This window comes from Ancrocorticia sp. (assembly GCF_052089425.1).
Classification (GTDB): domain Bacteria; phylum Actinomycetota; class Actinomycetes; order Actinomycetales; family Actinomycetaceae; genus Ancrocorticia.
Window position 1 is genome coordinate 10360 of record NZ_JBQCZW010000026.1, and the last position, 15783, is coordinate 26142.

12 protein-coding genes are annotated in these 15783 nt (G+C 60.3%); 3 read left to right on the forward strand and 9 right to left on the reverse strand.

Going from position 1 to position 15783, the window contains the following annotated elements; translation table 11 throughout:
* The coding region (locus tag ACTHV6_RS08850) for a MogA/MoaB family molybdenum cofactor biosynthesis protein (protein WP_441386998.1) at nucleotides 1-557 on the reverse strand (557 nt) is incomplete at its 3' end.
* A gap of 63 nt (nucleotides 558-620) precedes the next feature.
* Here ACTHV6_RS08850 and ACTHV6_RS08855 point away from each other — a divergent pair.
* From ACTHV6_RS08855 to moaC, 3 genes are all read left to right on the forward strand, one after another.
* Entirely contained in the window at nucleotides 621-1415 is a 795-nt protein-coding gene (locus tag ACTHV6_RS08855; RefSeq protein ID WP_441387000.1) for a HesA/MoeB/ThiF family protein, read from the forward strand.
* 282 nt (nucleotides 1416-1697) lie between these two features.
* Entirely contained in the window at nucleotides 1698-2966 is a 1269-nt protein-coding gene (locus ACTHV6_RS08860; protein ID WP_441387001.1) for a molybdopterin molybdotransferase MoeA, read from the forward strand.
* Between the two features lie 72 nt (nucleotides 2967-3038).
* Nucleotides 3039-3518, forward strand: a complete 480-nt coding sequence (gene moaC / locus ACTHV6_RS08865) for a cyclic pyranopterin monophosphate synthase MoaC (RefSeq protein ID WP_441387024.1) — start codon at nucleotides 3039-3041, stop codon at nucleotides 3516-3518.
* Between the two features lie 21 nt (nucleotides 3519-3539).
* Here moaC and ACTHV6_RS08870 read toward each other — a convergent pair whose 3' ends face one another.
* The 8 genes from ACTHV6_RS08870 to ACTHV6_RS08905 form a co-directional block, all read right to left on the reverse strand.
* Complete coding sequence (locus ACTHV6_RS08870) at nucleotides 3540-4463, reverse strand: 4Fe-4S dicluster domain-containing protein (protein ID WP_441387002.1); 924 nt, start codon at nucleotides 4461-4463, stop codon at nucleotides 3540-3542.
* Nucleotides 4463-5134 (reverse strand): TorD/DmsD family molecular chaperone, encoded by a 672-nt coding sequence (locus tag ACTHV6_RS08875; RefSeq protein ID WP_441387003.1) that lies wholly within the window; start codon nucleotides 5132-5134, stop codon nucleotides 4463-4465. Before ACTHV6_RS08875 ends, ACTHV6_RS08870 begins: the two co-directional genes overlap by 1 nt.
* Nucleotides 5131-5868 (reverse strand): TorD/DmsD family molecular chaperone, encoded by a 738-nt coding sequence (locus ACTHV6_RS08880; RefSeq protein ID WP_441387004.1) that lies wholly within the window; start codon nucleotides 5866-5868, stop codon nucleotides 5131-5133. The genes ACTHV6_RS08875 and ACTHV6_RS08880 overlap by 4 nt, the downstream gene beginning before the upstream one ends.
* Nucleotides 5869-6076: 208 nt before the next feature.
* Nucleotides 6077-7072 carry a dimethyl sulfoxide reductase anchor subunit family protein gene (locus ACTHV6_RS08885; protein WP_441387005.1) on the reverse strand — a complete coding sequence of 332 codons (996 nt, stop codon included), beginning with the start codon at nucleotides 7070-7072 and terminating at the stop codon, nucleotides 6077-6079.
* Nucleotides 7072-7710, reverse strand: coding sequence for a DMSO/selenate family reductase complex B subunit (locus tag ACTHV6_RS08890; RefSeq protein ID WP_441387007.1), 639 nt, complete (start codon nucleotides 7708-7710; stop codon nucleotides 7072-7074). The genes ACTHV6_RS08885 and ACTHV6_RS08890 overlap by 1 nt, the downstream gene beginning before the upstream one ends.
* Before the next feature lie 11 nt (nucleotides 7711-7721).
* Nucleotides 7722-10322: a DMSO/selenate family reductase complex A subunit gene (locus ACTHV6_RS08895; protein ID WP_441387008.1), complete on the reverse strand. Its 2601-nt coding sequence runs from the start codon at nucleotides 10320-10322 to the stop codon at nucleotides 7722-7724.
* Nucleotides 10315-12768 carry a DMSO/selenate family reductase complex A subunit gene (locus tag ACTHV6_RS08900; RefSeq protein WP_441387010.1) on the reverse strand — a complete coding sequence of 818 codons (2454 nt, stop codon included), beginning with the start codon at nucleotides 12766-12768 and terminating at the stop codon, nucleotides 10315-10317. Before ACTHV6_RS08900 ends, ACTHV6_RS08895 begins: the two co-directional genes overlap by 8 nt.
* Nucleotides 12769-13060: 292 nt before the next feature.
* On the reverse strand, nucleotides 13061-15523 hold the full coding sequence (locus ACTHV6_RS08905; RefSeq protein WP_441387011.1) for a DMSO/selenate family reductase complex A subunit: 2463 nt from the start codon (nucleotides 15521-15523) through the stop codon (nucleotides 13061-13063).
* Nucleotides 15524-15783: the final 260 nt, after the last annotated feature.

The following is a 15783-nucleotide window of genomic DNA, read 5'->3' on the forward strand; positions in this document are numbered from 1 at the left end:
TGCGGGCGTCCGTCGGGTTGCGGGCGTCCGTCGGGTTGTGTGAGTCCCTCCGAATGCGCGAGCGCCGCTGGTTCGGGATGGTCTCCATCCTCCATCTGGTCAACGATGTGGGCAATCAGTGGCCCAACGGCGTTGATCGCATCCTTAACCCCACCTTGGGAGCCCGGGGCGTTCAGAACGAATGCCCGGTTTCCACCGAATTCGGCGATCCCCGCAATGCCACGCGAGATTGCGGCCGTGGGAACGGCCGGGTTCGCACGCATGAGGTGTTCGATTCCCCACATGCGCTGGGTGATGAGCGGCTCGGTTGCCTCGGGTGTGAGATCGCGGCTGGTAACGCCGGTGCCGCCGGTAGTAAAGACAACCTGCGCACCAGAATAGATGGCGTTGGAGATCATCTCGCGTACGCTCTCTTGGCCGTCGGGTACAACGATCGGCCCGCTGACATCGCCGTACTTACTCAGCAGCGAGGCGGCCAATGGCCCCGAAAGATCATCGCGTGCTCCGGTGGAAGCACGGTCAGAAACCGTGATCAAGGCAATCCGGATACTGTGCATGGGGGTATTCTATCGGGACCTCTAGCCGCGCATGTACCCCACTTTCCTAGTAGGGTACTTCTCATGACTTTGCTTCCGATCGCAACACCCGTCCCAGAGCTGAGTGAAACAGAGCGTGAACGCTACGCGCGCCAAATGCTCCTTCCTGGCCTAGAAGATGAGGGCCAACGCCGCCTGCGTGGTGCCCGCGTGCTGGTTGTAGGCGCTGGCGGCCTAGGCTCGCCGGTTCTGCTCTATTTGGCGGGTGCCGGTGTAGGCACTCTTGGGCTTTTGGATTCGGACAAGCTTGAGCTGTCCAACCTTCACCGTCAGGTGATTCACTCGATGGCTAGCATCGACACCCCGAAGGTGGAGAGCGCTGCAGCCCGAGTGGCCGGGCTTAACCCTGACGTGGCGCTTGAACTCCACAATGTCCGGCTCACCAAGGACAATGCCGCGGAAATCATCGGGCAATACGACCTAGTGGTTGATGCGACGGACAACTTCGCCACCCGCTTCCTTCTGGATGAAGTCTGCACAGAACTCGGCGTTCCAGAAGTGTGGGGAAGCGTGCTTGGGGCAGCCTCTCAGGTGGCGGTGTTCTGGAGCGGTGAGGCGGCCTCCGCACACGGAGCAGCACCCGAACGCCAAGTCCGCCTCCGCGACATCTTCCCAACCGAACCTCCTGCCGGCGTGATTCCCGTGGGTCCTTCCAGCCCGGTGCTCGGCGCCCCCGTTGGCCAGGCGGGAACCGCGATGGCAACCGAAGTGATTAAGCTGCTGGCGGGTTTTGGCGAAGTGCTTTTGGGACGGCTTGCGATTTTCGATTCGCGAACTGCCAACTATTCTGTGCTGACGGTGCGCCCGCGCGCGCTGTAAGTGACAGCTTTCGCTAGTTACCACCAGCTCACGACATCGTGGCTGCTAGCCTCCCGACACGGTCTCAGAAGAGTCTCGGAACTTGTTTGAATCATCATTTTCAGAGTTGATCAAAAGTGGCGAGTCAGAATTGATCAAAAGTGGTGAGCTTGAACAGTATTCATGAGTTCTCAGAATTCGTGAACGTGGGACTGAACGGGCAAGCGCCTGCCCGCTCTGCAAAGCGTGTAAGAATAGTGTCCGGCAAGTGGGCCGGATGGCCTGCGTGTGAACGGAGGAACGATGAAGGAGATTTCCCAGCACTACGCGGATGTGGTGGCGCTTGCGGAACCCACACGAATCGCGAACGTACCGCTTGATGAGGCACGCGGATTGGTGTTGGGCGCGGATGTGGCAGCACGATTCGCGATCCCCCCGTTCACGAACTCGGCGATGGATGGATTTGCTGTGCGGGCTGGCGATGTGACGCCGGGCTGCGAACTGCCGGTTGTCGCGGATATCGCGGCGGGCAACCACTCGGAGCGCCCGTTTGCTCCGGGAACGGCCCAGCGCATCATGACGGGTGCTCCGTTACCTGAAGGCGCGGACGCCATCCTTCAGGTGGAGTTCACCCGCGATGCCGCACATAACATGCTGACAGAACCTCCGGCAACGATAGTCCCCACCGAGGCAGCAGCTGGCCTCACGCGCGGCACGCATGTACGCACAGCCGGTGAGGACATCGAAGCTGGCGCCCCGGCCTTTGCCAAAGGTACGCGGTTGACCCCTGCCCACCTAGCCGCCCTTGCGGCCCTCGGCCATGCTGAGGCACCGGTTCACGAGCGCCCGCGTGTGGGGATCATTGCCACGGGCGATGAGCTTGTGGCCCCGGGAGAGGAACTGGCCGCCGGCCACATCCCGGATTCGAATTCCGTCCTGCTGCGCCATCTCGTGGCCGAAGCTGGTGCTACCCCCGTTCCCTTCACATGTCACAGCGATACCGTGGAGTCCTTCCTGAAAGGCATCCGCGAACTGTTGGACGGCGTGGATATGATCGTCACCTCTGGCGGCGTTAGCGCCGGCGCATTCGATGTGGTCAAGGCCGCGCTCGCCTCACTGGGCGTGGAGTTCACCAAGGTGGCGATGCAACCGGGAAAGCCACAGGGGTATGGACGGCTCGCGGATTCAACGGGCCGCTCCGTCCCGATCATTTGCCTGCCCGGCAACCCAGTTTCCGTCTTCGTTTCGTGGAAGCTATTCGGCGATCCCATCCTTGCACACCTGTTCGCCCTGCCCGAGCGCAGCTACGAATCGCTGTTCCGCCCGGCCATCGCGGCTGCCGGGTGGTCCCGTAAACCCGGGCGCACCCAGTTTTTGCCGTGTGTTTTGAACGACGACGACGGCGTTCCAACCACCACCGCCCCAACACCGCTGCGAGTAGTTCCAGCAACGGCGGGCGGCTCCATGTCCCACCTGATTGCTGCTTTGCCGCTCGCGACCGGTTTGGCCAGAGTCCCAGCTGACGTTGCCGAGGTCCACGTGGGCGATCCCGTGGATGTCTTGGTGTTCTAGAAATCGAAGGCTCTGGAAGATACGACTGTGACACACAAGACTGTGGGAGATAAGCCCGTGACTGGCGAAGATATGAAGTTCACGCACCTGCAAGGTAGCGGTGAAGCGTACATGGTAGATGTGACCGCCAAGGTTCCCACCGTGCGCGAAGCCACCGCGATTGGGAAGGTCAGGTGCTCACCAGCGGTGCTGGAATCGCTGCGTGATGGCACGGTGCCCAAGGGTGACGTGCTGGCTGTTGCCCGTATCGCTGGCATTGCCGGGGCGAAGAAGGTCCCCGAGCTACTGCCACTGGCACACACGATCGGCGTACACGGGGCGGTTGTGGACGTCCAGATTGAGCACGATCATGTGGCACTGAGCGCCACCGTGCGCACAGCGGATCGCACTGGCGTGGAGATGGAGGCGCTGACCGCCGTGTCTATTGCGGCGCTCGCGATCGTGGATATGGTGAAGGGTGTGGATCGTTCCGCGGAGATCACGGACTGCAAGATCATCCACAAGGCCGGTGGGCGTTCCGGGGATTGGTATCGCCCGGGCTACGAGGCGTAGGAAATCGTCGTCGTCGAAAAACTAACCCTGATCTCGGCTGGTGGGGCGCATCAGGCGCTCGGCGATATCGGGCGGCAGCTGGCGCGCCAACTCGGGCGGAATCTGCGAGCCGAACGGGTTGGTTTCGCGGAACGAGCATACGGGGCAGAGCTCTCCCTGACCTGCCGGGAACACTGAACCGCATCGTAGGCACGTCCGCGTGGAGACGGTGGTGAGCGGGTAGGTGCGTTCCTCAAGAGCATCGGACAAATCGAACTGCGCGCCGGGTGTGATCGCCTGGACGGGGCAGAAACGCACGCACGCTTGGCACGCCCGGCAGCGATCGGCGTGCTGAGATAGCTGATGGACGGTTGTGCCGTCAGCCATCTCGGTGCGTGTGAGGCTCAGTGCGTCATGGGGGCAGCTGCTCACACACACGTTGCAGGCGGTGCAGCGATCGACGGTCAGATGAATTCCGCTGGCGGCGCCGGGAACATCAGGGATCTCGGTGATCAGGCCGCGCTGTTGGAGGTAACGCAACGCAGTGACGGTGCGGGTCTGATCGTCGCTGGCCGGATCTAGCGGGCCGCTGGAAGCGGCGCCCACAAGCGCGCGGCGCGGAAGAGGGACCGCCGTCATGTCAATAGTCTCGCCGCGGCGGAACGAATGCTTGGTCTCTTGGACTGGCAGGATCAAGCCGGGAGTGAGTGCCTCCCACACGGAGACCTTGCTGGCGGCATCGGCCGGGTGCTCGGAGCACGGCACGTATTCCACACGGGATGTTCCGCACGCCAGTAGCTGCGCTGGCAGGCCTATCGTGGCATGCCCAATGCAGGAATCCAGCACAATGCCCAGATCCCGATGGCCGGGCTCCGGGGCTAGGGAGTGCGGGCACGCGATGATGATTCGCCGGTAGGGATCATGAGCCTCCAGCCAGCGAAGCACACCCGAAAGCGAATCAGCCACTATGCCGCCTGAGCCGCCACGAACTTGGCAAAACTGAAGAGCTCGTTGATGTACCCAAGCGTGAGGAGAGCAATGGCCAGATAGGTGAGGGTTTCTGCGTGTTCTTCGGTCTCGTCCGCAACAGCGGTGGCTAGCGGGCCAAGATGATCGGTGCAGAAGGCCAGCAAGTCGGTGCCTTCGGCCGTCACGTCCACGCCGGCGCGGTACTGCATCGCGATTGAGGTGGCAACGTGACCGGCGTAGGCCAGCTCGGGGCCGATGTGATCTGCAGGTGCATCAGCCACCTGAGGCGCGGCAAAGTGATCGCGCTGGTAGCGCTGGGCGTGTGAGGCGGCTGCCTCCGTATTGCCGCGTGCGGACTCGGTTGGGGGAACGGCCGGATGGTAGCCGTACAGGGTCAGCCACTCGCTGCGGAGTGGACCTTGGTGATCGTGGCCCGAAAGCAGGAGGTCAACGCCCTGCTGGGACACCTCATCGCGCAGCGGCCACACCGCCAGAAGCTCCGGATTGAAGATGTTATCGAGCATTCCGAGCGTTGGGGCTGCGGCATAAAAGCCGGAGATCACGGAGGCTACCGTTCCCAGGCGTACGCCACGGTTGATGACGTCCTCCGTGGCCGGAGCCGCCGTTGGATCGAAGGATTCTGGGGAGTTGGCCGGATCGATGGTCACTGGGCAGCCTCCTCGGAATCAGGGGTGGATGCCGGTGCCTTGGAGCCGGTTGGTGCCTCAGATGGCGATGCGGAGAGTTCTTCCGCGTCTGCGAGAACGCCGGACGATTCGAGAGCGCTCTCCCACGCCTCCAGAGTGCCCAGAGTCATGAGTTGGAGGCCGCCCATCCACTCGGTTTGGGAGGCGGCCCGGGCCTTCTCCAGCATGTCGGGCGCCCATGTGAGGAGGTGATCACGGCTGAATTCGCCGCCGATGCGGGCGTAACGTTCGGCGGCTAGGGCGGCATCCTGTTCCAGAGCGGTCAGTGCGCTGACGCAGCACTGAGCGAGGAAGTCCAGCTCCAGCCCAATGTGATCATCCGGTTCGCGGTTCAGGTTCGGGGCTTGCAGGCCGAGCCTGCGGTATTGATCGCGGACCTCGAGAGTCTCGGAATCGAAGACTAGGCCTTCCTCGTTTCGGTGAACCGATTCGAAGGGCGGGACCTTGGCGTTCGCCGTGATGCCATACAGCAGATCGTGATCCCTGTGAATATCGGAGGCGGATTCCTCCTGAGCGCGGGAGCGGTGCCACGCATTGATACCGGCGGCTGTTGATTCGCCGCTGGCCGGGGCGGGCCATTCGTCGAGCAGGTCAACAACCTGATCACGAGTCTCAGGCGTTACCGGGGTGATGTGAAGGCGGCCCAGCGTGGAAAAGGCGGCGGCAAACGCATCTAACTGCTCAAATGAAAGCACAGTTCCTCATTTCGGATCTTTGGTTCTGCGGCAATTCTACTCAGTGAGTACTGATTGAAAATAATGGTGTTGGGATGGTGGAGTGATCGCCGTGTTGGACCACAAGAGATCGGGATGTTTAAGTGTAGTGAACACAGTGGGCGGGCCGGGTGTGCCGGCCCGCCCACGCGGGAGTGAGTGTGTACCTGCCTCAGTGGCGGGTGTGTTGCTACTGGCCCAGTATGTACTGGGTGGTGTTCAGGCCTACGTGCCACAAACCTTCGTAGTGAAGGCCGCGTCCGAGCAGTTCGGAAGCGATTGCGAGGGCGAAGGCGATGCCGATGATCCAAGCGATTGCACGGTTTGGCTTCTCAGCGGTGCGTGCCCGCATGAAGGCGAACATGCCCGTCATAATCACAACGGCGGCTAGGAGGACCAAGCGAACCACCAAGACGGGGCCCTGCATGTGGTGTGCAACTTCTTGGGCCGCCGCGTCACCTGTACCAAGCCACCCGATGTAGACCGGGTAGGTGACGAGGATGACCACTCCGGCGAAGGCGGCTGAAAGCGAGATGCCCTGAAGAGCCTTTGTTGTCAAGGCCGTGAGCTCTGATGTCAGCGGCTTATCGGAGATCAGACGGAGCTTATGCGCCAGCTTGGCTTCGCCACCGGCATCCCTGCGTGCCTGCATGTTCCACGTGACCATGAGCGCAACGCCCACTGCCAGAGAACCGGTGAGGATGGCCGAGGAGAAGAAGAAGATCCAGACCGAGGCGTTGTGCCACGCGGGGATGGTTTCCACGCTGAAGTACACGCCGGCCATCGTGATGACCAGAAGGAGGCCAGCAAGGGCGGTCAGCCCCGCGAGTACCTGACGTACCCAGCGAGAGAACCAGCCCATCCACTGGCACGCAGCAAATACAAGGCCAACGGCGCCGTACAGAACGCCAGCGCCAATCTCCCGGCTCATCCATGATGAACCCATATGACGCAACGTGTTGAGGGCGTTGAACGGATCGCCCAGATGGAAGAAGGCAGCGAAGAAGCCAAGAACCAAAAGAGGACCTGCCGCATACATCGCGGCGTTGGTGATCCTGTCAATGGTCTCCGGCTTCATCTTCTTCGCGTAGCCGTAGATGTGGATAAGACCGAGTATCCAGATAGAGCCCACGGACATCTGACCGATGACCGTGAACAGGATCATGGGAAGCTCTTCAGCATTCATCAGATCTCCTTGGGATTTGCGATGTGACCGGTGCCTGCATCCCACGCCTGAGCGTCACGATGAGGGCTGATCACGAGGTGAGGCTGAGTAATCGAGGGATCGGGCAGTGGTGCTACGCCGTTTTCTGTCCCGTATTCCTCGCGAAGATCTGCGATTGGACCAAAATCGAGGGCGCGGGACGGGCATGCATCCACACATGCCGGGTTCTGGCCCTGATCGCGGTAGTCATAGCACAGATCGCACTTGGTCATGTGACCGGTTTCTGTGTTCAGCTGCGGAGCGCCGTAGGGGCATGCCCACTGGCAGTAACGGCAACCCACGCACTTGGAATCATCCACGTACACGGTGCCATCATCGCGGCGCGACATTGCCGTGGTGGGGCACACTCGCATGCAGATGGGATCCTCGCAGTGGTTGCACGCAATGGAGGTGTAGTAGGAGAACACGTTGGGTTGGAACGTGTTGCCCGAACGCTGCCAGCTGCCGCCTGTGTATTCCACGACGCGGCGCCAGTTCACCCCCAGCGGCAGGTCATGCTTATCTTTACATGCGATCTGGCATGCCTTACAGCCGTTGCACAGGGTCTGATCAAAATAGAACCCGTACTTCGCGCCCGCTTCGGTCAAGGACTCGCTCACTAAACTCACTCCTAAGCCTTAACAAGTTGAACAATTGCAGTGTGTACCGCGTTACCCTTCGCCAGAGGCGATGGATGCAGCGAGGTCAATGTGTTGGTGTTGCCGCCCGTATCCACGGGCATTTCCGGATTTGCTCCGGGTGGTGGTGTGATCTCCGAACTCGGTTGCGGGGTGTACCAAGCGCCCTGCGGTAGAGAGACGACCCCTGGCGCGATACGCTCTGTCACCCGTGCGCCGATCATGACTGTGCCGCGATCGTTGTAGAGGAAAACGTCGTCGTCGTTCGAAATACCACGTTCTTGCGCGTCAATCGGATTGATCCACGCGGTCTGGTGGTGCGCTTCTTGCATCCAATCAACGTTGCCGTAGCTCGAATGGGTGCGCTGCTTGTAGTGGTGGCCGATCAACTGGAGCGGGTACTTCTCGCTCTCGCGCGAATCCAGCACGCCCTCCCACGTGTCCGTGTACTCCGGAAGTGGGTTGAGCTTGTCTCCCACAAGTTCCGGCCGGAAATCATCGAAGGTCCACTTCTCGGCCATACGGGCGAGGCGATCGGAGTAGATTTCGATCTTGCCGGACGGAGTGGAAAGCGGATTGGCTTCGGGATCATCACGGAACTCTTGAAGGGAGATCACGGAGCCTGCGTTCTTGCGGAACAGGCCCATCTCCTTCCAATCCTCATAATCAGGGATATCCGGATCCTCCGCCTGAGTGGCCTTCACTGCGTCACGCAGCCAGTCTTCCCGATCCTTGCCGTCGTAATATTGGTCCGAAACTCCGAGGTGTTCGGCTAGACCGCCGCAAATATCGAACACTGTCCGGCACTCGTACAGTGGATCGATTGCCTGCGAGGAGATGATGCCGTAGGCCATCGGCGTGGCGTTCTCACCAGGGTGGATATCGTTCTCCTCCGAGGTGGAGGTGCCCGGCAGAACATAGTCCGAATAGCGCGCTGACACTGTCATTTGGATATCGCAGGTGACGATCAGCTCGGCCTTGGATTCATCCTGAAGGATCTCTACGGAAGCGTTGTTATCGCCGGTCTGATTGACGAGCGAATTCGAGCCGTAGTTCCACACCATCTTGATCGGCACGTCCAGCTTGATGTTGGTGGGGTTACCCTCATCATCCACAGGAACCTTGCCGGCGCGAACGCCGGGTTCAGGCTTCTCAAGAACGCCAGCATTGAAGGTATCCATCTGATCGCCGTGATCGATGGCGTCTAGCCAGCTGAACGAGGAGATGATCTTGTTCGAATCCGTGTTGGTCAAAGACGTATTGAACGTTTTGACGATCGGAAGGCCCACGCCACCCTCACGGGCGCCGGTCCCACCGCCAACCTTTCCGATGTTGCCGGTTACCGCTGCCAGAAGGAAGATCGAACGGCTAGCGTCCTCGCCATTGGCATGGCGCTGAGGGCCCCACCCTTGAGTGATCGCGCACGGCTTGGCGCCGGCGATCTCGCGGGCTAGGCTGCGGATGTGGGTGGCGGGAACGCCGGTGATGTCAGCTGCCCATTCGGGAGTTTTTTCCGTGCCATCTGTGCCCTTGCCCTCAACGTAGGAGCGGTAGGACGCGTTCTCGGGCGCTCCATCGGGCATATGGTCCTCATCGAAACCCACGCAATGAGTGTCCAAGAAATCCTGATCATGCAGGTCCTCTTGGAGCATCACGTGGATGAGGCCTGCTACGAGGGCAGCGTCGGTGCCGGGGCGCAGGGCAACCCACTCGTCCGCGATGCCCACCGTGGTATCCGAATAACGCGGATCCACGATGATGGTGCGAACATCAGAGGCCTTCTTTGTTTGCTGAGTGACGAATGTGAGGCCGCCGCCGGACATGCGGGTTTCCAGCGGGTTGTTGCCAAACATGACCTGCAGTTGGGCGTTTTCGGCATCATCGAGTGAGTTGCCGGCGACCCAATCACCGTAGAAGTACGGGTAGGCCTGCGTGATTTGGTTGGTGGAGTAATCACCGTAGTGATCGAGGTATCCGCCCCATGTGTTCATCAGGCGGGCGAACGCGGTTTCGTTAGGGGGCCACGAGCACGCCATCGTGGAGCCGAGCACGCCGGTTCCGTAATTGATGTAGAAAGCCTCGTTCCCATACTCCTCTTTGATGCCCTCCATCTTGGTGGCGATTTCGGAGAGTGCCTCATCCCATGAGATCTCTTCCCACTGGCCATCGCCGCGCTTGGTGCCGGCCTTGCGGCGTAGTGGCTTCTTCAAGCGATCAGGGTTGTAGATCCTATGGCGGATGGAGCGGCCGCGCACGCAGGAACGGACACGCTGGCTGCCCAGCGAATCATCGCCGGTGTTGTCAGGGAGCACGCGCACAACTGTGCCGTCCTTGACCTGCAGGCGCAGCGGGCAGCGCGAGCCACAATTGACCGTGCAGGCGGACCAGACTGTCTTATCGGCATCCGCGAGGCCTTCGGCCGCGGCCTTGGGCCCGCTCCCCGGCATTCCAAGGTTGGTGGTCGAGGCGACGAGCGCCGTCCCGCCTGCAGCGACGCCCGACCACTTGAGGAAGGAACGGCGGGTGGGGGCGTTACCTGCTGCTGGGCAGCCTGCTGGCAACGTGGCGGTGTTGGTCTTGGCCGTCTTAGCCATGTGACTTCTCCACTTCTACCAGTGCGGTATTGGCTGGGTTGCCCTTGGCGAGGGGCGAAGGATGGTACTTGGTCAGGAGGTTGACGCATCCGCCCTCATCAACACCATCCTTGTTGGGGTTAAACCACGCGCCCTGAGGCACGGAGAGAACGCCGGGGGCGATGCGAGGCGTGACCAGTGCGGGAATCCGCATGCGCCCGCGATCGTTGAAAACATCAACCATGTCGCCGTTCTCAATCCCGCGGGAATCAGCATCTACTGGGTTAATCCACGCCTTTTGAGGATGCGCTTCCTTGTTGCGCGGAAGGTTCGCATAGGAGGAGTGGGTACGGCCCTTGTAGTGATGTCCGATGAGCTGGAGCGGGTACTTAGCACCGTCCTCACGGGCAACGTGCCAGTCCTCGAACGTGAGAACCTGCTCGGGAAGCGCGGCGAGGCGGTCAAGGCTATCCTCGAACTCCCACTCCTTGTTCATATCAAACAGCTGCTTCGAGAAAATCTCGAGCTTGCCCGAATCCGTTGGTACGGGGTTGGCCTCCGGGTCCTCACGGAACTCCTTGAGGGAGACGAATGGGGTGTTCGCGTGTTGACGCCACATCCCCATCTCTTCGAGTTCCGAAACCGAGGGAACATTGGGGATGGCTTCCTTCGTCTGCTCATACAGGTACTGGCGCCAATCGTCCTGAGTGCGTCCCTGCGTGAATTCCTCTTCGATTCCCAGACGCTTGGCAATCTCGGTGCACATCTCGTAACCGGTCTTGCAATCGTAGAGCGGATCGATTGCCTGCTGGCCCCAAATGAGCCAGCCAGTATCGCCGCAGCTGGCGCCAGGGATCAGGTCAAACTCTTCGAAGTTTGTGGTGGATGGGAGGAGGATATCCGCCCATTTCGCGCTGTCCGTGTGCTGATGGTCAATCACCACGATGAACTCGCACTTGTCCGTATCCGCAAGCGTCTCATACGTCTTGTTGAGATCGTTGTGCTGGTTGGTCAACGTGTTCGAGGCGTTGACCACCATGAGCTTGATGCCAACATCCAGCTTGTCCTTGCCACGCACGCCGCCGTTGGTGGCCGTCATCTCTGGGCCGTGATCAATGGCATCGATCCAGTTGAAGCAGGAAATCTGCGTGGTAACGGGTGGTTCCTCGCCATCGAAAAGCGGGAAAGCTGCGACGGGCAGGGTGGTATTGCCCTCGCGAGCGCCAGTTCCGCCTCCCGTGATGCCCACGTTGCCGGTGGCTGCCGCGAGAAGGAAGATGGCGCGTGCTGAGTTTTCACCCATGGCGCTGCGCTGGGGTCCCCATCCCTGAGTGATCGCACACGGCTTAGCACCGGCTATCTCGCGGGCCAGCTGGCGAATGTGATTTGCCGGAACGCCGGTAATGTCGGCGGCCCATTCGGCTGTCTTTTCCGTGCCGTCTTCGCCCTTGCCCTCAAGGTAGGCGCGGTAGGAGTTGTTTGCGGGAACTCCCTCTGGCATGTGGCCCTCATCGAAACCTACGCAGTATTCATCAAGGAAGTCCTGATCGTGCAGTCCTTCCTCCACCATGACGTAGATGAGGCCTGCAACGAGAGCAGCATCGGTGCCCGGGCGAAGCGCTACCCACTCGTCACCGGCGGCCAGCGCGGTTTCGGAGTAGCGCGGATCAATCACGATGGTCTTGACGTGGAAATCCTTGCGGACCTTCTGGACAACACCAAGTTCGCCGCCGCCGGACATGCGGGTCTCTAGCGGATTGTTACCGAACATGACCTGAAGCTGGGAGAACTGTGCATCCTCAAGAGAATTCGAGGAGGTTGATTCCCCAAAGAAGTAGGGGTAGGCCGCGGTGATCTGCGCCGTTGAATAGTCACCGTACTGGCCGAGGTAGCCACCGTACGTGTTGAGAAGCCGTGGCCACGTGCCGCGCTTCGTGATGTTTCCACCTGTGGAGCCCGAGCCGTAGTGGTACCACAGGGCCTCATTGCCGTAGGTGTCCTTTACTCGCTTGAGCTCAGAAGCGATCGTATCGAAGGCCTCCTCCCATGAGATTTCCTCCCACTTATCCTCGCCGCGCGCGCCAGCGCGCTTCATCGGCTTCTTGAGGCGATCGGGGGAGTAGATGCGTTCGCGCTGGTTGCGCCCACGCACGCAGGCGCGAATCTGTAGATCCCCGAGTGCGTCAGATCCGGTGTTATCCGGGAACACGCGCACAACGGTGCCGTCCTTGACCTGCAGGCGAAGTGGGCAGCGGCTCTGGCAGTTGGCCAAGCACGCGTTCCACACGGTCTTGTCCACGCCACTCATTCCGTCTGCAGCCGCCTGGGGGCCGTGTCCGGGCATACCGAGGCTTGTAGTGGAAGCGATGAGCGCCGTTCCGCCTGCAGCTACGCCCGACCACTTGAGAAATGAACGCCGAGTGGGTGCAGTGCGAGAGCCAGCTGGCCTCTCCATTGTCTCCGTCATTTCTTATCCTTCCGCTTTTCCAACCGCCAGACACATTCGCTAGCCTTCAATGGGCATGCGCGCAGTACATTCGCACGCCGCCATACGTTGAGACTAGGTTCCGCGACACCTGTCGTTTAGCCCTTTGGTCCTACCCGTGACACCTGTGTAATAGATTCCCGCGGAATCCCGCTCCCATCCTTTTCGTGCGTATTTGTGCGTATAATTCCGGACCGCGCGGATGAGCGAGCTGCGCCATACGCAATCGGCAGCCCAGCCCGTAATAGCTTGGCCTATTCCCGCTGCCGAACTGTTAATCGGCCTTCTTCACTTGAGCCAGCGCTGTGTGTTGAGCGTTGCCTTTCCCCACGGGAGTCCTGTTCCATGAGGTCAGCATGTTGACGGCGCCGCCATGATCGATACCGGCATCGTCCAGCTCGAGCCACGCGCCCTGCGGCACGGAGATCACGCCGGGTGCGATGCGGCTGGTCACGAAGGCTTGCGACTGGATTCGCCCACGTTCGTTGAACACTTGAATCTGGTCACCATTGACGATCTCGCGATCCATGGCATCGAGATCGTTGACCCAAATCTTCTGGGGGTGGGCTTCCTTGTTATTCGTGAGATTGCCGTAGGTGGAATGCACGCGAGACTTGTAGTGGTGCCCGATCACTTGAAGCGGGTACTTCGCATTTTTCAAACCTTCTTCGGCGCCCTCCCACGTGGCAACATACTCAGGAATTGGCGTAATGCGATCGCCTAGCAGATCCTCATCAAACTCCCACGTGGCAGCCAACTCGGCCAGCTGCTCGGAGTAAATCTCGATCTTTCCGGACGGCGTTTCCAGCGGATTTGCATCGGGATCTTCGCGGAAGTCCTTGAGTCCAACGTACGGTCCATTGGGATCCGTGTAGCGGTACACGCCCATCTCACGCAGCTCGTCAAACTCGGGAATATGATCGTTTTCTGCATGGTTCGCGGCTTGAAGCTCGCGCGCCCAGTCCTCGGTGGTCTCCTTGCCACCTGAGAACTCCTCGCCAATCCCAAGCTTCGCGGCGATTGCCGCGGTTACATCGAGGGCGGAACGCGCCTCGTACAGGGGGTCAATTGCCTGCTCGCACATGATCTCGTAGGCCAGATCGCCGGTGTACTCGTTAGGTACCATGTCCCAGCGTTCGGCTGTAGTGGTATCCGGAAGCACCAAGTCACACATCTTCATGCTTGCCGTCATTTGGTTATCCATACCAACGATGAACTCGCACTTCGAATCGTCGTCCAAGATCTCGCGCGTACGGTTGATGTCACCGTGCTGGGAGGCGGCCATGTTGGAGCCATAGATGAGCAGAAACTTGATACCGGTCTCCAGCTTGTCCTTCCCACGTACGCCGTCCTTGAGCGCCGTCATCTCAGGGCCGCGATCAATCGCATCGGCCCACGTGTACACCGAAATCGCAGTTTCCACGGGGTTCACCGCGTCGTCCATAGAGAAAGTAACGGGCCAGAAGTAGCCGTCGCGTCCGCCGGTTCCGCCGCCGGGTAGACCAACGTTCCCTGTCACACACGCGAGGAGGTAGATCGAGAGAGTCTGATTCTCACCATTGGCGTGGCGCTGCGGGCCCCAGCCCTGCGTGATGTTCGCGGGCTTGGTCAAAGCGATTTCGCGGGCGAACTTCCGGATCTGATCGGCGGGAACGCCGGTGATTTCGGCCGCCCATTCGGGACTCTTCTCGATGCCGTCTTCGCCGTTGCCCTCGATGTAGGTACGGTACGAGCTATTTGAGGGTGCCCCCTCCGGCATATGATCCTCATCGAAGCCGATGCAGTATTTATCAAGAAAGTCCTGATCGTGCAGACCTTCCTCCAGCATCACGTGGATCATGGCGGCGACGAGGGCCGCATCGGTTCCCGGCCGCAACGCGATCCATTCATCGGCCAAAACGGACGCAGAATCCGAGTAACGCGGATCCACCACAATGATCTTCACGCCAGCCTTCTTGGCCATAGCTGTGGTGTAAGCGACGCCGCCTCCGGACATGCGGGTCTCTTGAGGATTGTTGCCCCACAGGACAAGCAGTTTGGAGTTCGCAATCGAATCTTCGATGGAGTTCGATGGCTGCTCATCGGCCGCACCGTAGAAGTACTTGGTGATCTGGGAGACCTGGAAGTACGAGTAGTTACCGTAGTACCCGAGCTGTCCGCCCATGAGGTTGAAAAGACGCGGCCAGCCGCCAGAATAGGCGAGATGCGCGTTCCACACACCGGTTCCATAAGTCTTGAAGATAGCTTCTGGGCCGTAATTGTCATAGGTGTACTGGAGCTTTTCGGCCACCAGATCGATGGCCTCGTCCCAGCTGATCTCCTCGAAGTTCCCCTCGGAGCGCTTGGAGCCTTCCACGCGCTTGAGCGGTTTCTTGATGCGATCTGGATTGTAGATGCGTTGGCGCATGTTCCGTCCGCGTGGGCAGGCGCGTATGTTGCGGCCCATGAGCGTGTCGTCTCCCGTGTTATCGGGAAGAACGCGGGCAACAACGCCGTCCTTGACCTGCAATCTGAGTGGGCAACGCGATCCGCAGTTGACGATGCAGGCGGACCACACCGTTGCGTCCGCGCCCTTGAGGCCATCAGCCGCGGCCGCTGGCCCAGTGCCGGGCATCCCGAGGTTCGTGGTGCTGGCTACGAGCGCCGTCCCGCCTGCCGCCACTCCCGACCATTTCAGGAACGAGCGCCTGCTCGGCGTGCCGGCGAAACCGCCGCGAGCATCTGCAACCTCTGTCATGGTGTCCTCTCGATAAGAATTCGATAGCGTGAGCGAGCGAACGATGTCCGTGCGCTGCGATTCCCTGTTGCGATTCCGCCGAGCGGTCCGCACTTGAATCATTCAACTCTCCGAACACGCTATTAATAAACGACACGTGTCCACTAGGTCTAAAGTCCCACCATGAACACGTGTTCATTAGGGAAGCTATGGGAAACGGGGACAATCGTGAATACGTGCGACTTTCCTCGTCTAATTCGAAACCGCTAGGTCGGCCTCCG

Bases quoted from the DNA above. Each gene is read 5' to 3' on its own strand.
- ACTHV6_RS08905 (WP_441387011.1), bottom strand. From the start codon at position 15,523: ATGACAGAGGTTGCAGATGCTCGCGGCGGTTTCGCCGGCACGCCGAGC.
- ACTHV6_RS08855 (WP_441387000.1), top strand. From the start codon at position 621: ATGACTTTGCTTCCGATCGCAACACCCGTCCCAGAGCTGAGTGAAACA.
- ACTHV6_RS08895 (WP_441387008.1), bottom strand. From the start codon at position 10,322: ATGGCTAAGACGGCCAAGACCAACACCGCCACGTTGCCAGCAGGCTGC.
- moaC (WP_441387024.1), top strand. From the start codon at position 3,039: ATGAAGTTCACGCACCTGCAAGGTAGCGGTGAAGCGTACATGGTAGAT.
- ACTHV6_RS08885 (WP_441387005.1), bottom strand. From the start codon at position 7,072: ATGAATGCTGAAGAGCTTCCCATGATCCTGTTCACGGTCATCGGTCAG.
- ACTHV6_RS08900 (WP_441387010.1), bottom strand. From the start codon at position 12,768: ATGACGGAGACAATGGAGAGGCCAGCTGGCTCTCGCACTGCACCCACT.
- ACTHV6_RS08860 (WP_441387001.1), top strand. From the start codon at position 1,698: ATGAAGGAGATTTCCCAGCACTACGCGGATGTGGTGGCGCTTGCGGAA.